The organism is Leifsonia stereocauli (assembly GCF_038432415.1).
GTDB classification, from domain to species: domain Bacteria; phylum Actinomycetota; class Actinomycetes; order Actinomycetales; family Microbacteriaceae; genus Orlajensenia; species Orlajensenia stereocauli.
In genome coordinates, this window is the sequence record NZ_JBCAUN010000001.1 from 703,764 (window position 1) to 728,717 (window position 24,954).

The following is a 24,954-nucleotide window of genomic DNA, read 5'->3' on the forward strand; positions in this document are numbered from 1 at the left end:
CGTCAGATGCGGTGGGTGGCGAGCGCTGAACCGCGGCGCACGTACACGGTATACGTGACGGCGAGCAGCACGACGTAGGCGGCGACGAAGCCGTAGAAGGCGTTGGCGTAGCCGCCGGAGGTCGCCTGCGACAGGTTGAGGATCTGCGGCACGAGGAAGCCGCCGTAGGCGCCGATCGCCGAGATCAGGCCCAGGGCCGCTGCGGCCTTCCGCTGGGTCGTGATGCTGGGGCCTCCGTGTGCTGCGCCGGCCCTGGCCGCGAACACCGTCGGGATCATCCTGTAGGTGGCACCGTTTCCGACGCCGGTGGCGACGAAGAGCAGCAGGAAGCAGCCGAGGAAGATCCAGAAGTTGCCGAGGGGCAGAGTCCAGACCACGAGCATGGCACCGGCGGCCATGACGGCGAATGCCGTCATGGTGATGCGCGCGCCGCCGAACCTGTCGGCGAGGCGTCCACCGTACGGTCGGGCGAGCGAACCGACGAGAGCCCCGAGGAAGGCCAGGGAGATGGCCGCCCCACCGACGGCGAAGGTGGAGAACTCGGGGAACTGGTCGGCGATGAGCTTGGGGAAGACGCTGGCGAAGCCGATGAACGAGCCGAAGGTGCCGATGTAGAGCAGCGCGAGCAGCCAGAGGTGTGGTTCGCGGAGGGCCGCGGCGGACCCCGCGAAGTCGGCCTTCGCCGACGACAGGTTGTCCATGTAGCGGTACGCGCCGAGCATCGCGAGCAGGATGAGGGGCACCCACACCCAGCCGGCGAGCGGCAGGTTGAGGGCGGCCCCTGCTCCGATCGTGATGACGATCGGAACGACGAACTGGGCGACGGATGCTCCCAGGTTGCCGCCGGCCGCATTCAGGCCGAGCGCCCAGCCCTTCTCCCGCTGCGGGTAGAAGTAGGTGATGTTCGACATCGAGCTGGCGAAGTTGCCTCCGCCGAATCCGGCGAGGGCGGCGACTACGAGGAGGACGCCGAACGGGGTGTCCGGGTTGCCGACGACCGTCGCGAGGGCGATGGTCGGAAGCAGCAGGAGACCGGCCGAGATGATGGTCCAGGTGCGGCCGCCCACCTTGGCGACGACGAAGGAGTACGGGAAGCGCAGGGTGGCGCCGACCAGGCTCGGGATCGAGATGAGCCAGAAGATCTCTCCGGTGCTCAGGGTGAACCCGGCTGCCGGAAGCGCGACCACGACGATGCTCCAGAGCTGCCACACCACGAAGCCCAGGAACTCGGCGAAGATCGACCACTGCAGGTTGCGGCGAGCGATCGGGCGTCCTGGTCCCGTCCACTGGGCGTCGTCCTCGGGGTTCCAGTTGTCGATCCATCGCCCCGGGCGATGGACCAGCTCCGACGAGCCGGTGCCGGTGGCGGGGCCGGTGTCCGTGCCGGAGTGGATCCCGGTGGGACCGTCGGTGGGGGCGGTTCCTGTCACTGTGCTCGTCATGGTGATCTCCCGAAGTCTCAAGGCGACGAGGCTCCCCGGCCTCGTGTCTCGACGCTAACGAGCGCGTGTTTCCGCAGTCCGTGCCGGGTGTAAACCCTGCGATACCGGGTTCTCACCGCGCACGGATGCTGCTGTGAGAACCGGGCCGCGCGGGAGCAGGGCCGAGCGCCGGTGTCGGGCGTCAGACGTCGAGCCTGTACCCGCGCTTGACGACTGTCGCGATGAGGCCCGGCGTCTTCAGCAGCTGACGCAGCCTGCTCATCGATACCTCGACGGCGTGCTCGTCGGGAGTGCCCGGCAGCAGCCCGGCGAGGAAGTCGCGTGTCACGACTGATCCGTTCGCGGCGACTAGGGCCCTGAGCAGTACGAGAGCCGTCGGTGCGAGCGGGATGCGGCCGGCGGGCAGGTCGACGACGGTTCCGCGCAGCTCGAGAACGCCATGGCGCGTGGTGACGCGCTGGATGCGGTTCTGCTCCAGGTGCTCGCACACCAGCCTGATCAGGGCGCCCATCCTGAACCGTTCGGGCTGGATGGGCTCGATTCCGGCCGCGATCAGCGGCGCGGCCGTCACGGGGCCGACGGCAGCGGCCACGACGGGACCGCGCAGGGCGTCGACGAGCTGATCGAGCATGCCCATCTCCTCGGCACCGTGGAACAGGGCGTTCACCGCGGGCGCGCTGGTGAAGGTGACGCAGTCGAGCTGGGCCGCGCAGACGGCTTCGATGAGCCTCCGCACCCGGTCGTCGTTCTGCTCCGGCGGGGTCCAGCGATAGGGGGCGACGGTGAGCACGTCGGCGTGCACGTCGCGCAGGCGGTCGAGCTGGGCGGCGTCGAGGAAGCCGTGCATCTGGACGGCGATGGTGAGACCGGTCGGATACTCGTCGAGCACCATGCCGACGAGGGACTCCGTCGTCTCCTGGGGGCTCATGCCGGCGTCGTTGAGTCCGGCCGCGCGGATGCCGCCTCGAGCCTTGGGGCCGCGCACCAGGATGGCCGTCGACTCGAGGGCCTCGGTGAGCTCGTGTCCGAGACCGGCCGTGTCGGCCACCTCGAACCAGCGACGGATGCCGTACGCAGTCGTCGCGAGCAGCACGTCGGGCTTCGCGGCGATGATGGCGCGGGTGTCGGCGATGACCGGCTCGTCGAGGTGGGCGTTGGTGATCTTGAGCGTCGGCGCGTGGGTGACGACGGCGCCGCGGCGCTCGAGCGCCTCGATGAGGTCGGCAGAACGGCGGTCGCTGGTCACGCCGATGCGGAAGCCCGTCAGCTGGTCCGGGCGGAACCCGGGAACCGCGTCGGGGGCGTCCGGCATCAGCCGAGCACCGAGAGTCGGCCGGCGCGATCCATCATCTCCGCGGCGGTCAGGTCGCCGGTGTGGGCGAGACGAACGACCTCGCCCACCACGAGCACGGCGGGGGAGGAGACGTCGGATCGGATGGCCACGCTGACGATGCTACCGAGGTCGGCGATGGTGGTGCGCTGGTCGGGGCTGAAGCCGCGCTCGATGATGGCCACGGGCATCTCGGGGCACATTCCCTGTCGGAGCAGACCGGCGCTGAAGTGGGGAAGAGTGTTGACCCCCATGAGCACGACGATGGTGCTGCCCAGGCCGGCGAGGTGGAGCAGCTCGTCGTCGGAGAGCGGTGCGTGGCCGGAGACGACCGTGAACATACGGCTGACACCGCGGTGCGTGAGCGGGATGCCCGCCGCCGCCGGCACGGCGATCGCACTGCTCACCCCCGAGATGACGGTGACCGGGATCCCGGCACGGTGGCAGGCGAGCACCTCTTCGCTTCCGCGCCCGAAGACGTAGACGTCGCCGCCCTTGAGGCGCACGACGTCCGATCCGGCGAGGGCGTGCTCGACGATGAGCTCCTCGATGCCCGTCTGCGAGACCGGATGATGGCCCGGGGTCTTGCCGACGTCGATGAGCACGGCGCCGGGGGCGAGAGACGCCAGACGAGTGTGGGGAGCGAGCCTGTCGTAGAGGACGACGTCGGCTGTCCGCAGGGCCTCGACGGCGCCGACGGTGAGCAGCTCCTCGCTGCCGGGGCCGCCGCCCACGAGGGTGACGCGGCCCGGCGATGCTGCGGCATCCGCCATGTCACTCTCCTCGGATCGGAATGCGCGGGCCGCTGAGCACGACCCGTTCCGAGGCTACTTCGTCTGCGCGGGCCGGGCGCGCCTGACCACGTTCCATGACGCGCGAGACGCTCGGGTCCGGCGTGTTCGGCGCGTTCACGAAGCTGCGGAATCGTCGCAGCCTCTCGGGGTCGGCCAGGGTAGCGGCCCACTCGTCCTCGTAGCCGTCGATGTGCTTGGCCATGGCCGCCTCGAGTTCGTCGGCCAGGCCGAGCGAGTCGTTCACCACGACGTCGTAGACGTGCTCGAGTCCGCCCTCGATCTCCTCCATCCAGCGTGCTGTGCGCTGCAGTCGATCGGCCGTGCGGATGTAGTACATCATGTAGCGGTCGATGTACTTGATGAGCGTCTCGTCGTCGAGATCGCTCACGAGCAGCTGGGCGTGGGACGGCTGGAAGCCGCCGTTGCCGCCGACGTACATGTTCCAGCCCTTCTCCGTCGCGATGATGCCGACGTCCTTCCCGCGGGCCTCCGCACACTCGCGGGCGCAGCCCGAGACGCCGAACTTGAACTTGTGCGGGGCGCGCAGGCCGCGGTAGCGCAATTCGAGCTCGACGGCCATGCCGACGGCATCCTGCACCCCGTAGCGGCACCAGGTCGATCCGACGCAGCTCTTCACGTTGCGCAGCGCCTTGCCGTAGGCCTGACCGGACTCGAAGCCGGCGTCGACGAGCCTGCGCCAGATCTCGGGGAGCTGATCGAGACGCGCGCCGAACATGTCGATGCGCTGGCCGCCGGTGATCTTCGTGTACAGGCCGTACTCGGTGGCCACTGCAGCGATCACGCCGAGCTTCTCGGGGGTGATCTCGCCGCCCGGGATGCGCGGGACGACCGAGTAGGTGCCGTCCTTCTGCATGTTCGCCATCGCACGGTCGTTGGTGTCCTGCAGCGTTCCGCGACCGCCGTCGAGGATGTAGCCGTCGTTCTGGCTGGCCAGGATCGAGCCGACGACGGGCTTGCAGACGTCGCAGCCCCGGCCCGTTCCGAAGCGGCTGATGATCTCGTCGAAGGAGGTGAGGCCGTAGACGCGCACGGACTCGAACAGTTCCTGGCGCGAGAGTGCGAAGTGCTCGCACAGGGCGCGGGACACGGCGATGCCCGACTTCGACAACTCGCCCTCGAGGATCTTCTTGACCAACGGGACGCAGGACCCGCACTGTGTGCCGGCGCGTGAACAGGCCTTGAGTTCGCCCAGGTCGGTGCAGGCGTCTCCGTGTACGCCGTTGACCCAGTCCCGCACCGTCCCGGCTGCCACGTTGTTGCAGGCGCACACGAGGGCCTCGGCAGGCAGTTCGTCGCCGGCCGGCGGTTCCATCCCCGCCGCGGACAGGTAGGCCGCAGGCTCGTTCGACAGCTCGCTGCCGAGCAGGGGGCGCAGCGACGCGTACGGCGATGCATCGCCGACGAAGATGCCGCCGAGCAGCGTCGTGGCGTCATCCGTCATCACGAGCTTCTGGTACAGCCCACGGGCAGGGTCGGCGTAGACGATCTCGAGGGCGTGCTCGGTGCGGGCGAGAGCGTCGCCGAAGCTCGCGACGTCGACGCCCGAGAGCTTGAGCTTGGTGGCGTCGTCGACGGTGGTGAACTCTGCCGCCCCTCCGAGCAGGCGGTCGGCGACGACCTCGGCCATCGCATTGGCCGGTGCGACCAGGCCAGTGCAGCGGCCGTCGAAGGAGGCGACCTCGCCGATGGCCCAGACCCGCGGATGCGATGACCGGCAGTCGGTTCCGATGGCCACACCCCCTCGGGGACCGAGTTCGAGGCCCGCCGCAGCTGCGAGCTCGTCGCGGGGGCTGATGCCGATGGCGAAGATCATGATGTCGACGTCGGCCGCCTGCCCGCTGGAGAACACGACGCGGGTGACGGCGCCGTTCTCGTCGCTCTCGATGACTCGAGGGCGGGTGCCCAGGTGCAGGGCGATGCCCTGGCTCGAGATGATGCGTCCGAGGGCGCGCCCTGCGCCCTCGTCGAGCTGAGCCGACATGAGCCAGGATCCCGAGTGCACGACGGCGGCATCCGCACCCCGGCGCGCGAGGCCACCAGCGGCCTCGAGACCGAGCAGTCCGCCGCCGGCGACGAGCACCCTCGCCGGGCGGCCGAGGGAGATCGCCAGCCTGTCGACCTCGGCGACCAGCCAGTCGACGTCGTCGATCGTGCGGTACACCCTGGCCAGCTCGGAACCCGGGATCTCGGGCACCGGCGCGCTCGAACCCGTGGCGAAGACCAGGTCGTCCCAGCCGATGGCGCGGCCGGACGCCGTCGTGACAGTGCGGGCATCGAGGTCGATGCTGTCGGCGCGATCGCCGAGCAGCAGCGACACGTGATCGTCATCCCAGACGCTCGTCGGCTCCAGCGTGAGGTCCGTCGTTCCGTCGAGCCGTCTGCTCAGCGCCACGCGGTCGTAGGGCAGGTGAGGCTCCTCCGCCACGACGGTGACGTGAACCGTGCGCTCATCGTCACGGGAGTGCAGGGCGTCGGCCAGACGGTGTGCGGCCGGGCCACCCCCGACGATGACCACTTCACGCGGCACGATTGCGTTCTCTGACATGCGGACCTCCCCAGCCTCAGACGAGAGCCTAGGAAGGCGCCGTTTCCCCGGAACGACCGCGATGTAACCGCGAGCGAACGTTTCCCGCACCATGACAGAATCGCGGTGTGAGGTCTCTTTCACACAGAGGTAACACCGCGACGAGACTGGAGAAACACACGGTGCCTAGCGTGAGTGGCACCAACCTTTTCGACGGCGGTGGCGCCGGTGGGGATGCGCACCATGAATGCACCGACAGCTCTGGCTGAGCACGAGACGATCGTGACGGATGCCGGGACCCTGGCGTCGAGCACGCTCGACCCCGTCCTGACCGAGACCGAGACCGAGACGAGCGTCTGGGAGCAGGCGTGCGCCGTCGAAGACCTCGAGCCGTCGTGGGGTGAGGCCGCCCTGCTGCGGGCCCGCCAGATCGCCCTCTTCCTGTTCTCGGGCGAGGAGATCTACGCCGTGGCCCATCGTGATCCGCACACTGACGCGCCCGTCATGGCACGCGGCATCGTCGGATCGCGCGGCGAGCGTCCCACGGTGGCGTCGCCCCTGCACAAGGAGGTCTACGACCTCGGAACAGGTGAATGCTTCACCAACCCTGCCCTCGTCCTGCAGACCTTCCGCACGCGGGTGGTCGGCGGCATGATCGAGGTGGAGCTGCCCCTGTGATCGCGCCGGTCCTTCTCGCCGTGTCCCACGGCACGTCATCGCCCGAGGGTCAGGACGCCGTGGCGCGCCTGGTGGCCGGAGTCGGCGACGCGCTGCCCGGGTCGGCCGTGGCCGGCGGGTTCGTCGACGTCCAGCAGCCCGACGTTCCCGTATCGCTGTCGTCCCTCGCCGACGGCGTTCCGGCCGCGGTCGTGCCGTTGCTGCTCTCGGCTGGCTACCACGTGCACGTCGACCTCAGGCGGGAGATCGCCTCCGACGACTCGCGCGACACGGTGCTCGCCCCCGCCCTCGGTCCGGACGACAGGCTCGTGGCCGTGCTCGTGCAGCGACTGCGCGAGGTCGGCCTGCGGCCAAACGATCGCATCGTGCTCGCGGCGGCGGGGTCGAGCGACGTCCGCGCGGTCGCGGACTGCCGGGAGATGGGCCGGCGCCTGGCCGCTGCCCTCGGCCGACCGGTCAATGTCGGCTTCCTCTCGGCCGCGACTCCACGGCTCCCGGATGCCGTCGCCATGGTGCGCGCCGTGCATCCGCTCGCGCGCGTCGTCGTGAGCACTTACCTCCTCGCGCCCGGTTACTTCGCCGATCTCGTCGGGGATGCCGGCGCCGATGTCGTGACGGCCCCGCTGCTGATCGCCGGGGAGGCCCCGCCCGCCGCGCTCGTCGACATCGTCGTCGACCGCTACGACGTCGCCTGCAGCGCAGCGCTCGCGCAGGAGGTCGTCGCGGCCTGACGCTCCGGGGCCGACTCGTAGACTCGATCCCATGCGCGTCGACATCGTCACGATCTTCCCGGACTTCTTCGGGGTGCTCGACATCTCGCTGCTGGGCAAGGCCCGCGGCACCGGACTGCTCGACCTGCGCGTGCACGACCTCCGCGACTTCACCCACGATCGGCACCGCACAGTCGACGACACCCCGTACGGCGGTGGAGCCGGCATGGTGATGAAGCCCGAACCGTGGGGCGAGGCCATCGACTCGATCCTGGAGACGACGGATGCCGCGGACCCGCTGCTCATAGTCCCGTCGCCGGCCGGGACGCGCTTCGTGCAGACGACGGCGCGAGAGCTGGCGGAGGAGGAGCACATCATCTTCGCCTGCGGTCGCTACGAGGGCATCGACCAGCGCGTCGTCGACCACTACTCGGAGCGCATCAGGGTCGAGCTCGTCAGTCTCGGCGACTACGTGCTGAACGGTGGCGAGGTGGCCGTCATGGCCATGGTCGAGGCCGTCGGACGCCTCATCCCCGGCGTCGTCGGCAATCCGGAGAGCCTCGTCGAGGAGTCCCACGAGGGCGCGTTGCTCGAGTACCCGAGCTATACGAAGCCGTCGGCCTGGCGCGGCCTCGACGTGCCTCCGGTGCTGCTGAGCGGAAACCACGGCGCGATCGAGCGCTGGCGCCACGAGCAGCGCGTCGAGCGCACGCGGCGGGTGCGCCCCGATCTGCTCCCGCCGGCCTGACGCGTCGCCCGCCATCGTCGGCTTCGCGCCCCGTCGGTGCGGCATCCGGCATCATTCATCAACGCGAAACACACAGGTGCCGTCCACGAAACACGTTCTGCCTAGTTTCGAGAGCAGGAAGTGCGCGTCTCTCGCGCACACGGCAGTCTCGGGGTGAGTGCGTGGGGGAGTCCGTGGCGCGAGTCGAGGATGATTCCGCCGTGGGCACGGCCGAGACCCTCGTGCTCCTGGCCATCACCCACGGGGCCCCATCGCTGGCCAATCGCGCCGGGATCATGCAGCTCGTCGATGCGGTCGCCGATGCACTGCCGGGACACGACGTGAGCATCGCGTTCCTCGACGTGCAGCACACGGACCTCGCCGACGCCCTCGCCGGCTTCGTGACAGGCGAGCACGCCGTCATCCTGCCTCTCGTGCTCTCCGCGGGCTTCCACATGCGCACGGGCATAGCCAAGGGACTCGAGAGGCTCGAGCGCATCGGAGCCGAACTGGCAGACGAACTCGGGCCGGACGACCGCCTGGTGCAGGTTCTCGCCGAGCGCATTGAAGACACCGGGCTCACCGCCGCGGACTCCGTCGTCCTTGCCGCGGCAGGCTCGAGCGACGCGCGTGCAGTGCGCGAGTGCTTCGAGACGGGCCGCCGTCTCGCGGTGCGTCTCGGTCGCCCCGTCACCGTCGGCTTCATCGCGGCGGCCATGCCGCGCCTGCACGATGCCATCGACATGGTGCGCGATGTGCATCCGGGAACCCGCGTGGTGGTCGGAACCTACCTGCTGGCACCGGGCAGCTTCTACGACGCCGCCCTCAACGCCGGCGGTGACCTCGTGGCCGCGCCGTTGCTTCTCCCCGAACGCGGAGCACCGGCTGAGCTCGTCGACCTGGTGCTCGACCGCTACAGGGGCGCGACCGAACGGTGACCCGGCGGTTCGCCGTCCGGCCGAGCTGCTGCCGGACGTCCGTCGAGCGTCAGCTGCGCGCGGTGAGGACGACGGGTCCGGCCTCGGTGATCGCCACGGTGTGCTCCATGTGCGCACCGCGCGAGCCGTCGGCGCTGCGCAGCGTCCAGCCGTCGGGGTCGGTGAAGATCTTGTCCGTCGTGAGCAGGAACCACGGCTCGATGGCGATGACGAGGCCGGGCTTCAGGGGAAGGCCGCGGCCGCCTCGCCCGTTGTTGGGGATGTGCGGGTCGCCGTGCATGGTGCGTCCGACGCCGTGGCCGCCGAAGTCGGTGTTGATCGAGAGGCCCTCGGCGAGGGCGACGGCGGCGATGGCGGCCGAGATGTCGCCGAGGCGTCCGCCGGGCTGGGCGGCCGCGATGCCGGCATCCAGGGCCCGGGTCGTCGTGTCGATGAGGCGCAGGTCCTCGTCGCGCGGGGTGCCGACGACCACGGAGATGGCCGAGTCGGTGACCCAGCCGTCGACGGATGCCGCGAAGTCGAGGCTCAGCAGGTCGCCGTCGCGCAGCACGTAGTCGCGGGGGAGCCCGTGCAGCACGGCGTCGTTCACCGAGGTGCAGAGGACCTTCCCGAACGGGCTCGCGCCGAACGATGGGTGATAGTCGATGTAGCAGGACTCGGCGCCGGCCCTGCGGATCATGTCGTGGGCCAGCTTGTCGAGGGCGAGCAGGTTCACTCCCACCTTCGCTGCTGCGGCGGTCGCCTGCAGCACACTCGCGACGAAGGCTCCGGCCGGGCGCATCTCGTCGATCTCGGTGGGGGTCCTCAGCTCGATCATGGGTCCATTCTTCCCTGTCGGTCAGCCTGAAGCGAACGGCCCTCCTCTTCCCAGCCCCGGAACCGTAGGCTGATGCCGTGATCCTGCGTCGCGCCTTCTTCTACGCCCTCTTCCCGGCTGCCTTCGTGCTGCCGGCCTGGATGCTCATCGGGTGGGGCATCTACGGCCACGGCGGCTGGGGCTTCCTCGGTCTCGTGATCGCCTGTCCGATCGTGTTCATCGCCCTCGTGGTGATCGCTGCGCTGCTCTCAGCACGCCCCGCCGTACGCCGCGACAAGGCGCTGTCCTGGCGGGATGTCGGCGTGCTCACGGTTCTCTGGGCCTGCATCATCGGTTTCGGGTTCTTCGGCGACACGACCTCGCTGTTCGCCGTGCTGGGTGCCCTCGCCGCGATCTGCGCCTTCTGGATCGCCCTGTGGGAGCTGTTCACCGATGGCGCCCGCGTGATGCGCGAGACCATGGAGACCTTCGAAGCTCAGGCGGCCCATCCGTCACCGGTCGAAGGCGGCTACTACACGGCCACGCGATCCGCGCCAGTCGGTGGTGACGACGAGGTGATCATCATCCACGAGTCGCGTGACCGGGACGGCGACTAGGACGCACCGGGCGCGACCCTGGGAAGCGCCTGCCCGCGCTGAGCGCGTTTTGCCCTGATCGGGGCATCCGTGGCAGAATAGGAGATCGTGCCGCAGTACAGGCTCTGCCTCCGGGGAGTCAGCGCTGCAATCGCAGCCATCGCGGCACGATCCTCATCTTCAATCAACTAGTCCGTGTTCGACCGGTGGCGGGCACAGAGAGCGAATCAGCATGCATATCCTCGACGCCGTCGATGCGGCCAACCTCCGCACCGACATCCCCGCGTTCCGCGCCGGCGACACCGTGAAGGTGCACGTCAACATCATCGAGGGCAGCCGCTCGCGTGTCCAGGTCTTCCAGGGTGTCGTCATCCGCCTCTCCGGCGAGGGCATCCGCGAGACCTTCACGGTCCGCAAGGTCAGCTTCCAGGTCGGCGTCGAGCGCATCTTCCCGCTGCACTCCCCGGTCATCGATCACATCGAGGTCGTCACCCGCGGTGACGTGCGTCGCGCGAAGCTCTACTACCTGCGCGACCTGCGTGGCAAGAAGGCCAAGATCAAGGAGAAGCGCGACAACCACTAGTCGCCGCTTGAACTTCTCTGAGCTCCCCGCCCCGTACAATCGGGTGGGGAGCTCAGACAGTTAAATGACAGAAGAAGACACGGTGCTCGTGAGCACGGAAGACCAGCCAGTCGAACAGCGTCCGCGTCGGAAGAATCGCGGAGCGCTGCTCTTCGTGCGCGATCTGCTCATCATCTTCCTCGCCGCCATCCTCATCTCCTTCCTGGTCAAGACCTTCCTCATCAGGTCGTTCTTCATCCCGTCGGAGTCGATGCGCGAGACGCTCCAGGTCCACGACCGCATCATCGTCAACGAACTCGTTCCCGACCTGGTGGCGATCGAGCGCGGCGATGTCGTCGTCTTCAAGGATCCGGGCGGATGGCTCATGCCGACACCAGCAATCGAGCAGAACCCGATCGCAGCCGGCTTCGACTGGCTGCTCTCCCTCGTCGGGCTCTCCGCCCCCGACAGCAATGACCACCTCATCAAGCGGGTCATTGGTCTGCCCGGCGACCACGTCGCCTGCTGCAACGCCCTCGGCCAGGTGAGCGTCAACGACGTGCCCCTCGACGAGCCGTACATCGTCATCCCCGAGGGTGAGACGCGGGCATCGAAGGACGACTTCGAGACGACGGTGCCAGCCGGATCGCTGTGGGTCATGGGCGACAACCGCTACAACTCGAAGGACTCCCGCTACAACGGGACGACGCCGGGCAAGGGCTACGTGCCGATCGACAACGTCGTGGGTCGCGCTTTCGTGGTGAGCTGGCCCGTCGAGCACTGGGCCTGGCTCGGTGACTTTCCCGAGGTCTTCGGCGGAGTTCCCGACCCCGCCTCAGCACGGTCCGACGGCGGCGAATGACGCCCGTCGCAGACCCGACGCTCGAATTCGAACTCGAGCTCTTCGACTCCGGCCACCGTTACGTGATCGGCTGCGATGAGGTCGGGCGCGGTGCCATCGCCGGGCCGGTGGCCGTCGGCATGGCAGTCCTCGAACGCACGCACGTCGTGGTTCCCGACGGACTCCGCGACTCCAAGCTCCTCAGCGAGAAGCGGCGTGAGGTGCTCGCCCCCGTCGCCACGGCCTGGGTGCTGCACTCGGCGGTCGGTCTCGCCTCGGCCGAGGAGGTCGATGCCATCGGCATCATCCCGGCGCTGGGCCTCGCAGGCAAGCGCGCCCTCGGCCTGCTGCATGCCTCCGGTGCGGCCATCCTCGAGTCGGCCATCCTGCTCGACGGCAGTCACGATTGGCTGAGCCCGGCGCTCACGACGCCCCTGCCCGTCGTCACGCGCGTGAAGGCAGACCGCGACTGCGGCTCGGTGGCAGCGGCATCAGTCATCGCCAAGGTGCATCGCGACCGTCTCATGATCGAGGCGCACGACACCAGCCCGGCCTACGGCTGGGTGGGGAACAAGGGCTACGGATCCGCCGGGCACTACGCTGCGATCGAGGAGCACGGACCGTCGGCGCTCCACAGGCTCAGCTGGCTGAAGAGCACCGCCGTCCCGGCGTAGGATTGGAGCACCATGGACGAGGATGAATTCGACGACTACGACCGCGAGGTCGAACTGGCGCTCTACCGCGAATACCGCGACATCGTCACGCAGTTCAAGTTCGTCGTCGAGACCGAACGCCGCTTCTACCTCGCCAACGAGGTCGATCTGGTGCGTCGCGACACCGAGCACGACTTCTACTTCGAGCTGAACATGAAGGACGTCTGGGTCTGGGACGTCTACAGGTCCGACCGCTTCGTGAAGTCCGTGCGCGTGCTCACCTTCAAGGACGTCAACGTCGAGGAACTCGCCGCCAAGGAGTTCGAGCTGCCGAAGGAACTCGCACTCGACGAGTAGGGTCGGCCCATGGCTACCGCTGCTCGTGAGACCCTGATCATCCTCGGTGCGGGCGGTGACCTGACGTCTCGGCTGCTGCTGCCGGGCCTCGCCTCGCTGCTGGCGTCGTCCCGAGGTGCGCACATGGCGCTCATCGGCGTCGATCGTGAACCGATGACGGATGCCGCCTGGCAGAAGAAGGTGCGTACGGCATTCGCCGATGCGCCGTCGTCGATCGGCACCTCCGTCCTGGAGTCGAGCCGTTACCTCCAGGGTGACGCGACCTCGGCGGACGACCTGCAGCGCGCGCTCGACGCAGCTGAGGGGCGCGTCGTGCTGTACTTCGCCCTGCCCCCGGCGATCGCGGCAGCGGCGTGCGCGGCGCTCGCATCCGTCACCCTCCCGACAGGTGTCGTGCTGGCGCTCGAAAAGCCGTTCGGAACCGACGCAGCCAGCGCGCGGGCCCTCAACCGACTCCTCGAGACCCTGGTTCCCGAGGAGCAGGTGTTCAGGGTCGACCACTTCCTCGGCAAGTCGACCGTGCTGGGCCTGCTCGGTCTCCGCTTCGCGAACCGACTGTTCGAGCCGCTGATGTCTGCTGAGCACATCGAGCGCGTCGAGGTCATCTTCGACGAACGTCTCGGCCTGGAGGGGCGCGCGGGCTACTACGACCATGCGGGTGCGCTGACGGACATGATCCAGAGCCACCTGCTCCTCGTGCTGGCCCTCGCGGCCATGGAGGTGCCGTCAGATCTCAGCTCGGAGGTGCTGCGCGGCGGAATGGTGCAGCTGCTGCGCGCGGTGCGCCCGTGGAAGCACGACGGAACGGCCAGCCGGCGCGCCCGCTACACCGCCGGCGACGTCGAAGGACGCGAGCTGCCCTCCTACCTGCGGGAGCCCGGTGTCGACCGGACCCGCGGCACGGAGACGCTGGCCGAGATGGCCGTCGCCATCGACAACTGGCGCTGGGCTGGAGTCCCGTTCATCCTGCGGTCGGGCAAGGCCATCGGCAACCCGCGACAGGAGATCATCATCACGCTGAAGCCGGTCCCGCACCTGCCGGACGGCTTCACCGGCCCCGCACGCGACGCGCGCATCCGCATCGGACTGAAGCCCCCTGTGCTCGACATCGATCTCGCCGTGAACGGCGGAGCCGACCCGTTCAAGCTCGAGTGGGACACCCTCTCGGCCGACTTCGAGGTGAGCGAGCTGAGCGCCTACGGCGAGGTCCTGGCGGAACTCCTCGAGGGCGACCCGACCCTGTCGGTGCGCGGCGACGTTGCCGAACAGTGCTGGCGCATCGTGGCGCCGGTGCTCGCGGCCTGGCGACGCGACGCCGTCGAGCTCGACACGTACCAGGCCGGGTCGGCGAACCCGCGTGGCTGGAGTCGTCCGCTGGCCTGATGCCCCGCGCGCTCGAGGCCTCGCTCGCCGAGGGCCCGCTCGCTGAGGGCTCCGCTCGTTGAAGGCCGAGCGAAGCGACCGCCCGATGCGCTTGAAGAAGGTCTCTCTCCGCAGGAGCACGAAAGCACGGCCTTGAGGGGTCCGCACGCCCTCCTCCGCCCTCCTCCCCATCGGCGACGGCTCTGCACCTCCTCGCACCGATGCATCGGCCTCGACCCGCTCCAGTTCCCGGGCCGCCAGAGTCGTCTGCATGGGCGACAGGATCGAACTCGGACGACGCGGCGAGCAACTCGCCGCCGACTACCTGACCGAACGCGGCTACCGCGTCATCGGGCGCAACTGGCGCTGCCGCGAGGGTGAGATCGACGTGATCGCCGAGCATGGCGGCGAGACCGTCTTCGTCGAGGTGAAGACCCGATCGAGCACCGACTTCGGGCATCCGTTCGAGGCCATCACCCTCGGCAAGATGGCTCGGATGCGGCGACTCGCGGCGGCATGGTGCGAGGCGAGCAGCGCCGGAACGCGCAGGCGCATCCGCATCGACGCCATCGCGATCATCGCGCCGCGCACCGGCGACCCGAGCATCGAGCACCTGCAGCGGCTTTCATGAAACTCGGCCGCACCAGCTCCGTCGCCCTCCTCGGAATGACCGGGACTCTCGTCGAGGTGGAGGCGAACATCTCCAGCCAGCTCCCCGGGCTCGTCATCATCGGACTGCCCGACACGGCACTGTCGCAGGCGAGTCACCGCGTGCGTGCTGCGGCGAGCAACTCGGGCATGCCGTTGTCGGCACATCACATCACCGTGAACCTGTCGCCGGCGTCGCTCCCGAAGCACGGCTGCGGCTTCGACCTTGCCGTGGCGCTGGCCTGTCTCGCCGCTGCCGGCGGCATCGAGCAGGAGTCGCTGGAGCGGGTCGTGCATCTCGGCGAACTGGCGCTCGACGGCAGGCTCCGTCCCATCGCGGGAGTGCTTCCCGCCGTCGCCGCGGCCCGCGCCGCAGGCCGCTCCCGCGTGATGGTGCCGACGGCCTGCGTCGAGGAGGCGGAGCTCGTCCCGGGCATGCAGGTGATCGGCGTGGCGAGCCTGCGCGATGCGGCGATCTGGCACGGCGGGAAGTTCGAGCCGGAGCCGGTCGACGCCATCGCGGGGCCCGTCGAACCACCTCACGAAGACGACGATGCCGGTGACCTGGCTGATGTCATCGGCCAGGATGCCGCCGTGATGGCCCTGCAGGTCGCCGCGGCAGGCGGGCATCATCTGCTGATGCTCGGACCGCCGGGCGCCGGCAAGACGATGTTGGCCGCTCGACTGGCCGGCATCCTCCCCGACCTCGACGACGACGCGGCCCTCGAGGTGAGCGCAGTGCGCTCCCTCGGTGGAGGGCTGCCTGTCGGCGCGGGGCTGTCGCGTCGCCCGCCGATCGAGGCCCCGCATCACACGGCCACGGCCGCTGCCATGGTCGGGGGAGGCAGCGGCATCATCAAGCCAGGCGCTGCGGTGCGCGCGGCCCATGGGGTGCTGTTCCTCGACGAGGCTCCCGAGTTCCCGGCCGCCGTGCTCGATGCGCTCCGCCAGCCTCTCGAGTCGGGCCGCATCACCATCCATCGCGCCAACGCCGTCGCAGCCTTTCCCGCCCGCTTCCAGCTGGTGCTGGCGGCGAATCCCTGCCCGTGCGGCTTGTTCGGCGTGGCGCGCGAGTCGTGCACCTGCCCGCCCAATCTGCGCCGGCGCTACCTGGCGAGGCTCTCGGGCCCCCTGCTCGACCGCATCGACATCCACTTCCGGGTCGACAGGGTGAGTGCGGCCCAACTCCGCCTCGCACCGCACACGGCTCGTCTGACGACGGCACAGGCCCGCGAGCGGATAGTGCAGGCCCGCGGCGTGGCTCGCGCGCGCCTCGCCGGCACACCGTGGCGCATGAACGCCGAGGTGCCCGGGCGGTGGCTGCGCAGCGACGGCGTACGTCCGTCGGCCTCGTCCCTCGCCGCGCTCGATCGTGCCCTGGAGCGCGGCGTCATCACCATGCGCGGCTACGACCGCATTCTCCGCGTCGCGTGGTCTATCGCCGACCTCGATGGCGCCCCCGTTCCCTCGGCCGAGCACCTCGGGCAGGCCATCTTCCTGAGGAAGGGATCGAGCTGATGAGCCGTTTCGGAATCGCGGATGCCGAGATCGCCCGACTCGTCTGCACTGTCCGTGCCGAAGCGCCACCCGACCAGCACGCGGCCGATCAGGCGTTCGGTCGTGCGGCGTGGTCCCTGCTCGCCGAGCCCGGAGACCGAGCTGCCGGCATGCTCGTCACGGCCCTCGATGCCGATGACGCGCTCGAGGCGCTCATCCGCGACGAGAGCCCGGAGTCACTCGCTCGACGGATGGACCCGGCCGGTGCGGCCGATCGAACCCGCTTGATGAAGGAGCTCGACGACGGATGCAGCCGCTGGCGTCCGCGGCTCCGCTCCGGCGACGTCGTGCAGGCCATCGTCGCCGCGGCCGCCACCCGCACGCGACTCCTGCTGCCCGACGATGCGCACTGGCCTCGTGGAGTCGACGATCTCGGCGTGCACGCTCCGATCGCATTGTGGGTGCGCGGAGTCGATCACGCGTTGCGTGGGCTGAGCCGCTCCATCGCGCTGGTCGGGGCGCGCGCTGCCTCGCTCTACGGTGAGCAGATCGCCTCAGACGCGGCATCCGGACTGGCCGACCGCGGGCTGACCATCGTCTCCGGTGCGGCCTACGGCATCGACGGCATGGCCCACCGGTCCGCGCTCGCGAGTGACGGCATCACCGTCGCCTTCCTGGCCGGTGGCGTCGACCGCTTCTACCCGGCCGGCCACGACGATCTCCTGTCACGAATCGCCTCGGTCGGTGCCGTCATCTCGGAGCTTCCCTGCGGCTCCCAGCCCACCAAGTGGCGCTTCCTGCAGCGCAACAGGTTGATCGCGGCGTCGAGTCAGGCCACGGTCGTGCTCGAGGCCGGCTGGCGATCGGGCTCGCTCAACACGGCTGGGCACGCCGCCGCACTCGGCCGCCCGCTCGGAGCCGTTCCCGGTCCCATCACCAGCGTCACGAGCGCAGGCTGCCATCGGCTCATCCGCGACTACGACGCCGTCTGCGTCACGAGCGTCGACGAGATGCTCGAACTGCTGCCGGACGCCGACCCGACGGCATCCGGTCCCATCACCTCAGGCGCCTCCGCCACGGGTACCGGATCCGCCGGAGGATCCGTCGTGGAACCGACCAGCGACGAACTGCGGGTACTCGACGCCCTCAGCAGCCGCAGCTCCCGCGGTGTCGACGAGATCGCGCGTCGATCCGGGCTCGCCGTGGCGGTCGTCGCCGGAGTTCTGGGCGCACTCGACCTCGACGAGCGGGCGCTGAACCGGGGTTCCGGCTGGATCAGGGGGAGGTGAGCGAGCGTCGAGGCGACGGTGCGCCGAACCCGGCGGCGTCGGTGTCGCGCCCTATCGTGGTGAACAGGATCCACGGAAGGCGCGCTCATGCTCGACGCAACACTGCCCCCGCAGTTCGGGCAGTACCCGGCGCCCAGGCACGTGATCGCACACCTCAGCGACACGCACTTCCTCGCCGACGGGGCGCTCTACGGCACCGTCGACACCGACACCGGGCTGGCTGCGGCGCTGCAGCGTCTCGAGGCATCCGGAATCCGTCTCGACGCCTTCGTCTTCACCGGCGACATCACCGATCGCGGCGAGCCCGACGCCTACGCGCGCGTGCGAGCGGTGGTCGAGCCCGCCGCTGACCGGATCGGCGCCGAGGTCATCTGGGTCATGGGCAACCATGACGAGCGGATTCCGTTCCGCCGTGAACTGCTGCGCGCCGGCAACGCAGCCGCGACCGTCAGTGCAGCTGACGCTTCCGCCGATGCTGCCCTTTCTGCGACCACCTTCGAAGCAGCCGCCCCCGTCGACACCGTGACGACGGTGCACGGCCTCCGCGTCATCGCCCTCGACACCAGCGTCCCGGGCTACCACCACGGCGCCCTCGACGACGCCCAGCTGGAGTGGCTGGCCGACGTGCTCTCTGAGCCCGCCGAGCACGGCTCGCTGCTCGCCCTGCACCACCCGCCGATTCCGACACCGATCGGGGCCATGCAGATCCTCGAGCTCGAACGCCAGGAGCGACTCGCCGCAGTCGTCGCCGGCAGCGACATCCGTGCCATCCTCGGCGGCCACCTGCACTACGCCTCCACCAGCCTGTTCGCCGGCATCCCCGTGTCCGTTGCCGCGGCCACCTGTTACACGATGGATCTCGCCGCACCCGTCGACGAGCTCATCGGCTCCGATGCCGGGCAGTCGCTCAACCTCGTGCACGTCTACGACGATCGCGTCGTGCACTCCGTCGTCCCTCTGACGTCAGCGCGCACGGTCACCCGTTTCGGCGCCGACTTCACGGCGCGGATGCGCGAACTCGACGTGGAGGGGCGTCGCGACGCGTTCTCGCGACAGCGGCCGATCGATGGCTGAGGTCGGTGGCGCCAAGCCCGGGAAGGCCACCGCCGGGAACATCGCCAGCGGGACCGCCGCCGCCGGGCCAGCGACCCCGAGCGAGCTCGACAGCGCACTCGACGACTACGCCCGCCAGCTCCGCATCGAACGGGGATTCTCGCCGCACACGGTGCGTGCCTATCGCACCGACATCGCCGAGCTCATCGACTTCGCCGAGGTGAACGGCGTCACCACCCTCGACGGCATCACCCTCCCGTTGTTGCGCGACTGGCTCTGGGCCGGCACCGAACGCGACCTCGCCCGCTCCACGATCGCCCGCCATGCCGCATCCGCTCGCGGCTTCACAGCCTGGCTCGCGCGCACCGGCGAGATCCCAGACGATCCGGGTGTGCGCCTGCGGTCCCCGAAGCCGCTCCGCAGTCTCCCACGAGTGATCAATCGCGGCCAGATGGATGCCCTCATCGGTGCCCTCGTCGACGCATCTGCCGGGGGAGACCCCGTGGCACGCCGCGACCTCGCCATCGTGGAGTTGCTCTATGCCTCGGCACTCCGTGTCTCCGAGGTCGTCGGACTCGACGTCGACGATGTCGATCTCGACCGCCTCACCGTGCGGGTCATGGGCAAGGGAGGAAAGCAGCGGGTCGTTCCCTTCGGCCTGCCCGCGCAGAACGCGATCGTCGACTACATACGCCTCGGGCGGTCGACCCTGCTGGCGCGGGCGTCCGGTTCATCGTCGGATGCAGCGGCCCTCTTCCTCGGCGCGCGCGGTGCCAGAGTCGGCACTCGCAGCGTGTACAGGCTCGTCGCCGGCCTGCTCGTCGACCTGCCGGGCGGCGGACCATCGGGGCCTCACGCCCTGCGGCACACTGCGGCCACGCACCTTCTCGACGGCGGGGCCGACCTTCGGGCCGTGCAGGAGATGCTCGGCCACGCCAGTCTCGGCACCACGCAGATCTACACCCACGTGTCGACCGAGCGCCTGCGCGAGAGCTACAGGACTGCCCACCCGCGCGCCTGAGCCGGCGTGCGCAGACGCGAGCACCCGCGCCGCGCGGCGTCTCGGAATCACCGCCCCAGGGGAAGCAGCACCGCCCGCGGCAGTCCGGTGATGAAGGCCAGCGGCGAGACGTACTCGCCGTACACCCGCACTCCGAGGTGGAGGCAGCCCTCGCCGCAGTGCCCGCCGGCAGCGACGGAGCCGAGCGGCTGCCCGCGCGCCACGGGTTCGCCCTCGGCGACCGTCGCCAGCACCGGTTCGAGGCTCACCAGCACTCCATCGCCGTGGTCGACCGTCACCAGCGGACGATCCACCACGGTTCCGACGAAGGAGACGATGCCGTCGGTCGGCGCGAGCACTGGTGTCCCGGATGCCGCGACCAGGTCGATGCCCCGGTGCCCGGCGCTGTAGCTCGTGGCGGGCGCCAGGAACGCCGCGGCGACCTCCACGGGCGGGGCGAGCGGCCACCGCCAACCCGGGTCGGGTGCCACTTCGACAGCCGCAGAGCCGGAAGAGGCGCCGAGCCCGAGACAGCCCATGGCGGCGGACCAGGCGAGCAGTCGCAGACTGCGGCGGAGACGGGATCCCATGCCTCCAGCATCCGTTCACCGACGCGGTCCGCACGCCCGCCGATGTACCCGGTGGGAGTCGCCGGCGCAGGCTGCAGCTGTGGGGGAGTTGCACACCCGTGAACTGCTAGACTGATCCGAGCAGCGCCTTCGAGCGCTGACTACGCGTGCCGTTTCGGCCGACACACCCACTCAGTCTGCACCTCTCGCGAGGGGCAGCGGGCGTGCGCCGGGCACCAGGGCGTCTGATCATCCGATCGGAGGCATAACTGAGAAGAAGGAGTACGGCCATGGCCGTCGTCACCATTCGCCAGCTGCTCGACAGCGGCGTTCACTTCGGGCACCAGACCCGCCGTTGGAACCCGAAGATGAAGCGATTCATCCTCGCCGAGCGCTCGGGTAGCCACATCATCGACCTGCAGCAGTCGCTCGCCTTCATCGACAAGACCTACGACTACGTGAAGGAGACCGTCGCTCACGGCGGCACCATCCTCTTCGTCGGAACGAAGAAGCAGGCTCAGGGCTCCATCGCCGAGCAGGCGCTCCGCGTGGGCCAGCCCTACGTCAACCAGCGCTGGCTCGGTGGACTCCTCACCAACTTCCAGACGGTCTCCAAGCGCCTCGCTCGCATGAAGGAGCTCGAGGAGGTCGACTTCGACGACACGAGCCGTGGCTACACCAAGAAGGAACTGCTCATCCAGAAGCGCGAGCTCATCAAGCTTCAGAAGAGCCTCGGTGGAATTCGCAACCTCACGAAGACGCCGTCTGCGATCTGGATCGTCGACACCAAGAAGGAGCACCTCGCGATCGACGAGGCTCACAAGCTGGGCATCCCGGTCATCGCCATCCTCGACACCAACTGCGACCCGGACGACGTCCAGTACCCGATCCCGGGCAACGATGACGCCATTCGCTCCGTCGCACTGCTGACCCGCATCGTCGCCGATGCTGCGGCAGAGGGACTCGTCCAGCGCCACCAGAAGCCCGAAGAGGGCCAGGAGCCTGCTGAGCCGCTCGCCGAGTGGGAGGCCGAGCTTCTCCAGGCCGGCAGCGAGAGCACCCCCGATCAGGCTTCGGCAGAGACCGAGAAGGTCGCCGACGCCGCTGAGGCCGACGTCGCCGTCGAGGTCGCAGACGCTGAGACGCCCCTCGAGGTCGTCGAGGCCGAGGCTCCCGTCGAGGCTCCGGTCGAGGCTGCTGCAGCCGACGCCGTCGCCAAGTAATCACTTTCACGAGAGAGAAATCATCTATGGCTAACTTCAACATCGCCGATCTCAAGGCTCTGCGCGAGCAGCTCGGTACCGGCATGTCCGACACCAAGGCTGCGCTCGTCGAGGCCGAGGGTGACGTCGAGAAGGCGACCGAGATCCTCCGACTCAAGGGTGCGAAGGGCAACGCGAAGCGTGCCGACCGCTCCACGTCCGAGGGCCTCGTGGCCGCCGTCGAGAACGGCAACGGAACCGCCACGCTGATCGAGCTCGCCTGCGAGACCGACTTCGTCGCCAAGGGCGACAAGTTCGTCGCGCTGTCCGAGAAGGTCCTCGCGGCTGTCGCCGCGGCCGGTGCGGCATCCGTCGACGAGGGCCTCGCGGCTCCCGCGGACGGTGGCACCGTGGCCGACCTCATCGACGGCGAGGCCGCCATCCTCGGCGAGAAGATCGAGCTGCGCCGCGTCGCTCTCGTCTCCGGCGAGCACTTCGCGATCTACCTGCACAAGACGTCGAAGGACCTGCCCCCGCAGGTCGGCGTCGTCGTCGGCTACGCCGGTGCAGACGCTGAGACCGCTCGGTCGATCGCGCAGCACATCTCGTTCGCGAACCCCGAGTACCTGACCCGCGAGGATGTCCCGGCTGACGCCGTCGACAAGGAGCGCGCCATCGTCGAGCAGATCTCCCGTGAGGAGGGCAAGCCCGAGGCCGCCCTCCCGAAGATCATCGAGGGTCGCGTCGGCGCGTACTTCAAGCAGGTCGCCCTGCTCGAGCAGGACTACGCGAAGGACAACAAGCTGTCCGTCGCCAAGGTCGTCTCGGATGCCGGACTGACGATCTCGGGCTTCGCCCGTTTCAAGGTCGGCGCGTAACACGCACGGTGAAAGGAGCTCGGATCGTCAGCGATCCGGGCTCCTTTTTCTCTGCCATCGCGCGAGCGATGGCACGCCCCGCAGTCGGGGCACAGTAGGTTGATCACAGTCGACGAAAAGGATGCGTCCAGCATGAACGGAACCCACACGAGGCGGCGCGTGCTCCTCAAGCTCTCGGGAGAGGCCTTCGGCGGCGGATCCCTCGGCGTCAACCCCGATGTCGTCAGTGCACTGGCACGGGAGATCGCGGATGCCGCCACCCAGGTCGAGATCGCCATCGTCGTCGGCGGCGGCAACTTCTTCCGCGGGGCGGAGCTCTCGCAGCGCGGCATGGACCGTGGGCGCGCAGACTACATGGGCATGCTCGGCACCGTCATGAACGCCCTCGCCCTCCAGGACTTCCTCGAGCAGGCCGGTCTCGAGACGCGCGTCCAGTCGGCGATCTCGATGACCCAGGTCGCCGAGCCGTACATTCCCCGCAAGGCGGAGCGCCACCTCGAGAAGGGCCGCGTCGTCATCTTCGGCGCCGGCGCAGGCCTGCCGTACTTCTCGACCGACACGGTCGCGGCCCAACGCGCGCTCGAGATCGAGGCCGATGTCGTGCTCGTCGCCAAGAACGGCGTCGACGGCGTCTACGACGACGACCCGCGCACCAACCCAGACGCGAAGAAGATCGACCGGATCACGTACCAGGAGGCGCTCCAGCAGGGCCTCAAGGTCGTCGACTCCACTGCCTTCAGCCTCTGCATGGACAACGACATGCCCATGCAGGTCTTCGGGATGGAGCCGGCAGGCAACGTGACCGCCGCCATCCTCGGTGCCGACCTCGGCACCGTCGTCAGCAACTAAGCTTTCCCTCAAGTACCTTCCAGAAGGAGTCACCGTGATCGCGGATGTCCTGTCCGATGCCGCTGCCCGCATGAGCAAGGCGGTCGAAGTCGCCAAAGACGACTTCTCCTCCGTGCGCACAGGGCGTGCGAACCCCCAGCTCTTCCAGAAGATCATGGTGAGCTACTACGGCACGCCCACGCCGCTGGCCCAGCTCGCCTCCTTGGCGAACCCCGAGGCCCGCACCCTCGTCGTGACGCCCTACGACAAGAGCGCCCTGCGCGACATCGAGCAGGCCATCCGCGACACCCCGAATCTCGGTGCGAACCCGTCGAACGACGGCAACATCATCCGGGTGACCCTTCCCGAGCTCACGGCAGACCGCCGCAAGGAGTTCGTGAAGATCGTCCGGAGCAAGGGCGAGGACGCCAAGGTGTCAGTGCGCAACATCCGTCGCAAGGCGAAGGACGAGCTCGACGCCCTGAAGAGCGAGGTCGGCGACGACGAGGTGTCCCGCGGCGAGAAGGAACTCGAGCAGGTGACCAAGACGCACGTCGATGCCATCGATGACGCACTGAAGCGCAAGGAAGCCGAACTCCTCGAGGTCTAGGGCTGATGTCCGCTCCTGATGAACCCGTTCCGGAACCCCGGGATCCTCGCCGCAAGCGCGATGGGAAGCGTGACGACGTCCGGGCCCAGGTGAAGGCGACTCGTGCTGATATCGAGCGCCAGCTCGAATCCACGCGCGCAGACATCGAGCGCCAGTTCGAGGCGACCCGCGGCAAGATCGAAGCGACGAGTGAGAAGATCCAGGCCCGCACAGGCCGCAATCTGATCCTTGCGATCCTCATCGGTCTCGCTCTCGGATTCGCCATGCTCTTCAGCCTCATCGTGGTGAAGGAACTGTTCCTCCTCTTCGGAGCGTTCATCGTGTTCTTCACCGTCTACGAGCTGAGCCAGGGCCTGCGTCGGTCCGGTCGGATGGTGCCGATCATCCCCGTCATCTTCGCCACCGTCGCGATGATCCCCCTGACCTGGTTCTGGTCCGGAGCCGGCCAGTGGCTCGGCCTCGTCGGCGGCATCGCCCTCGTCACGCTCTGGCGACTCATCGAGACGTTGCTTCCCGGGCGTCGGGTGGACGGCAGTTCGCTGCTGCGCGACGTCGGCTCCGCGATCTTCGTCCTGATCTACGTGGCGCTCTTCATGAGCTTCACTGTGCTCCTCCTCGCACGCGAGGGCGGCGAGTACTGGATTCTCGCATTCCTGATCCTCGTGATCGCCGTGGACACCGGCGCGTACGCCAGCGGGCTCTCGTTCGGGCGGCATCCGATGGCCCCGCGCATCAGTCCGAAGAAGACCTGGGAGGGCTTCGCCGGCGCCGTGGCCGCGAGTCTCGTCGGGGGAGTGCTCCTCGCCACCCTGATGCTGCAGATGCCCTGGTGGTTCGGTCTGGTGTTCGGGGTGGCCATCGTGCTCTCGGCGACCATCGGCGACCTCGCCGAGTCGCTGCTGAAGCGCGACCTCGGAATCAAGGACATGAGCTCCTGGCTCCCCGGACACGGCGGATTCCTCGACAGGCTCGACTCGATCCTGCCGTCGGCAGTGATCACGTACGCGTTGTTCCTCATCTTCGCCTGATCTGTTTGGCAGAATGATCCC

General features: G+C 68.9%; 26 protein-coding genes. 20 read left to right on the top strand and 6 right to left on the bottom strand.

Annotated elements, in window-relative coordinates:
- Positions 1 to 2 precede the first annotated feature (2 nt).
- The 4 genes from AADV74_RS03485 to nirB form a co-directional block, all read right to left on the bottom strand.
- Complete coding sequence (locus AADV74_RS03485; RefSeq protein WP_342111861.1) at positions 3 to 1,442, bottom strand: MFS transporter; 1,440 nt, start codon at positions 1,440 to 1,442, stop codon at positions 3 to 5.
- Positions 1,443 to 1,623: 181 nt separating this feature from the next.
- The gene (locus AADV74_RS03490; RefSeq protein WP_342111863.1) at positions 1,624 to 2,754 is read right to left on the bottom strand and encodes a uroporphyrinogen-III synthase; all 1,131 of its coding nucleotides are present in this window, start codon (positions 2,752 to 2,754) and stop codon (positions 1,624 to 1,626) included.
- The gene (gene cobA / locus AADV74_RS03495; RefSeq protein WP_342111865.1) at positions 2,754 to 3,545 is read right to left on the bottom strand and encodes a uroporphyrinogen-III C-methyltransferase; all 792 of its coding nucleotides are present in this window, start codon (positions 3,543 to 3,545) and stop codon (positions 2,754 to 2,756) included. Before cobA ends, AADV74_RS03490 begins: the two co-directional genes overlap by 1 nt.
- Position 3,546: 1 nt before the next feature.
- Entirely contained in the window at positions 3,547 to 6,132 is a 2,586-nt protein-coding gene (gene nirB, locus AADV74_RS03500; protein ID WP_342111867.1) for a nitrite reductase large subunit NirB, read from the bottom strand.
- Positions 6,133 to 6,354: 222 nt separating this feature from the next.
- Here nirB and nirD point away from each other — a divergent pair, with 222 nt between their 5' ends.
- From nirD to AADV74_RS03520, 4 genes are all read left to right on the top strand, one after another.
- Positions 6,355 to 6,789 (top strand): nitrite reductase small subunit NirD, encoded by a 435-nt coding sequence (nirD, locus tag AADV74_RS03505; protein ID WP_342111869.1) that lies wholly within the window; start codon positions 6,355 to 6,357, stop codon positions 6,787 to 6,789.
- Positions 6,786 to 7,520, top strand: a complete 735-nt coding sequence (locus AADV74_RS03510; RefSeq protein WP_342111870.1) for a sirohydrochlorin chelatase — start codon at positions 6,786 to 6,788, stop codon at positions 7,518 to 7,520. Before nirD ends, AADV74_RS03510 begins: the two co-directional genes overlap by 4 nt.
- A gap of 31 nt (positions 7,521 to 7,551) precedes the next feature.
- Positions 7,552 to 8,247: a tRNA (guanosine(37)-N1)-methyltransferase TrmD gene (gene trmD, locus AADV74_RS03515; protein ID WP_342111873.1), complete on the top strand. Its 696-nt coding sequence runs from the start codon at positions 7,552 to 7,554 to the stop codon at positions 8,245 to 8,247.
- Between the two features lie 200 nt (positions 8,248 to 8,447).
- Complete coding sequence (locus tag AADV74_RS03520; RefSeq protein ID WP_342111875.1) at positions 8,448 to 9,164, top strand: sirohydrochlorin chelatase; 717 nt, start codon at positions 8,448 to 8,450, stop codon at positions 9,162 to 9,164.
- A 49-nt stretch (positions 9,165 to 9,213) separates the two neighbouring features.
- On the opposite strand, the gene map is transcribed toward AADV74_RS03520, so the two are convergent.
- Positions 9,214 to 9,981: a type I methionyl aminopeptidase gene (gene map, locus AADV74_RS03525; protein ID WP_342111877.1), complete on the bottom strand. Its 768-nt coding sequence runs from the start codon at positions 9,979 to 9,981 to the stop codon at positions 9,214 to 9,216.
- 77 nt (positions 9,982 to 10,058) lie between these two features.
- On the opposite strand from map, the gene AADV74_RS03530 reads away from it, so the two are divergent.
- The 11 genes from AADV74_RS03530 (at position 10,059) to AADV74_RS03580 (ending at position 19,839) form a co-directional block, all read left to right on the top strand.
- Positions 10,059 to 10,577 carry a hypothetical protein gene (locus AADV74_RS03530; protein ID WP_342111879.1) on the top strand — a complete coding sequence of 173 codons (519 nt, stop codon included), beginning with the start codon at positions 10,059 to 10,061 and terminating at the stop codon, positions 10,575 to 10,577.
- Positions 10,578 to 10,788: 211 nt separating this feature from the next.
- Entirely contained in the window at positions 10,789 to 11,139 is a 351-nt protein-coding gene (gene rplS / locus AADV74_RS03535; RefSeq protein ID WP_055819197.1) for a 50S ribosomal protein L19, read from the top strand.
- A gap of 64 nt (positions 11,140 to 11,203) precedes the next feature.
- Positions 11,204 to 11,980 (top strand): signal peptidase I, encoded by a 777-nt coding sequence (gene lepB, locus AADV74_RS03540; RefSeq protein WP_342111881.1) that lies wholly within the window; start codon positions 11,204 to 11,206, stop codon positions 11,978 to 11,980.
- Positions 11,977 to 12,633 (top strand): ribonuclease HII, encoded by a 657-nt coding sequence (locus AADV74_RS03545; RefSeq protein WP_342111883.1) that lies wholly within the window; start codon positions 11,977 to 11,979, stop codon positions 12,631 to 12,633. The genes lepB and AADV74_RS03545 overlap by 4 nt, the downstream gene beginning before the upstream one ends.
- A 12-nt stretch (positions 12,634 to 12,645) precedes the next feature.
- Entirely contained in the window at positions 12,646 to 12,969 is a 324-nt protein-coding gene (locus AADV74_RS03550; protein ID WP_055819192.1) for a DUF2469 family protein, read from the top strand.
- 9 nt (positions 12,970 to 12,978) lie between these two features.
- The gene (locus AADV74_RS03555) at positions 12,979 to 14,352 is read left to right on the top strand and encodes a glucose-6-phosphate dehydrogenase (protein WP_342111886.1); all 1,374 of its coding nucleotides are present in this window, start codon (positions 12,979 to 12,981) and stop codon (positions 14,350 to 14,352) included.
- A 250-nt stretch (positions 14,353 to 14,602) separates the two neighbouring features.
- Complete coding sequence (locus tag AADV74_RS03560) at positions 14,603 to 14,962, top strand: YraN family protein (RefSeq protein ID WP_342111888.1); 360 nt, start codon at positions 14,603 to 14,605, stop codon at positions 14,960 to 14,962.
- Positions 14,959 to 16,497: a YifB family Mg chelatase-like AAA ATPase gene (locus AADV74_RS03565; protein WP_342111889.1), complete on the top strand. Its 1,539-nt coding sequence runs from the start codon at positions 14,959 to 14,961 to the stop codon at positions 16,495 to 16,497. Before AADV74_RS03560 ends, AADV74_RS03565 begins: the two co-directional genes overlap by 4 nt.
- Positions 16,497 to 17,765 carry a DNA-processing protein DprA gene (gene dprA, locus AADV74_RS03570; RefSeq protein WP_342111892.1) on the top strand — a complete coding sequence of 423 codons (1,269 nt, stop codon included), beginning with the start codon at positions 16,497 to 16,499 and terminating at the stop codon, positions 17,763 to 17,765. The genes AADV74_RS03565 and dprA overlap by 1 nt, the downstream gene beginning before the upstream one ends.
- Positions 17,766 to 17,852: 87 nt before the next feature.
- The gene (locus AADV74_RS03575; protein WP_342111894.1) at positions 17,853 to 18,839 is read left to right on the top strand and encodes a metallophosphoesterase; all 987 of its coding nucleotides are present in this window, start codon (positions 17,853 to 17,855) and stop codon (positions 18,837 to 18,839) included.
- Entirely contained in the window at positions 18,832 to 19,839 is a 1,008-nt protein-coding gene (locus AADV74_RS03580; protein WP_342111896.1) for a tyrosine recombinase XerC, read from the top strand. Before AADV74_RS03575 ends, AADV74_RS03580 begins: the two co-directional genes overlap by 8 nt.
- A 47-nt stretch (positions 19,840 to 19,886) precedes the next feature.
- Here the strand turns inward: AADV74_RS03580 and AADV74_RS03585 are convergent, their stop codons facing one another.
- Positions 19,887 to 20,408, bottom strand: a complete 522-nt coding sequence (locus AADV74_RS03585) for a M23 family metallopeptidase (protein ID WP_342111899.1) — start codon at positions 20,406 to 20,408, stop codon at positions 19,887 to 19,889.
- Between the two features lie 269 nt (positions 20,409 to 20,677).
- Here AADV74_RS03585 and rpsB point away from each other — a divergent pair, with 269 nt between their 5' ends.
- From rpsB to AADV74_RS03610, 5 genes are all read left to right on the top strand, one after another.
- Positions 20,678 to 21,610, top strand: coding sequence for a 30S ribosomal protein S2 (gene rpsB / locus AADV74_RS03590; protein ID WP_342111901.1), 933 nt, complete (start codon positions 20,678 to 20,680; stop codon positions 21,608 to 21,610).
- Positions 21,611 to 21,636: 26 nt separating this feature from the next.
- A complete protein-coding gene (gene tsf, locus AADV74_RS03595; protein WP_342111904.1) occupies positions 21,637 to 22,467 on the top strand; it encodes a translation elongation factor Ts in 831 nt (276 codons plus the stop codon).
- 132 nt (positions 22,468 to 22,599) lie between these two features.
- On the top strand, positions 22,600 to 23,316 hold the full coding sequence (gene pyrH / locus AADV74_RS03600) for a UMP kinase (RefSeq protein WP_056162230.1): 717 nt from the start codon (positions 22,600 to 22,602) through the stop codon (positions 23,314 to 23,316).
- A gap of 34 nt (positions 23,317 to 23,350) precedes the next feature.
- On the top strand, positions 23,351 to 23,905 hold the full coding sequence (gene frr, locus AADV74_RS03605) for a ribosome recycling factor (RefSeq protein ID WP_056162232.1): 555 nt from the start codon (positions 23,351 to 23,353) through the stop codon (positions 23,903 to 23,905).
- A 5-nt stretch (positions 23,906 to 23,910) separates the two neighbouring features.
- Complete coding sequence (locus tag AADV74_RS03610; protein ID WP_342111913.1) at positions 23,911 to 24,933, top strand: phosphatidate cytidylyltransferase; 1,023 nt, start codon at positions 23,911 to 23,913, stop codon at positions 24,931 to 24,933.
- The last annotated feature ends 21 nt before the right edge of the window (positions 24,934 to 24,954 follow it).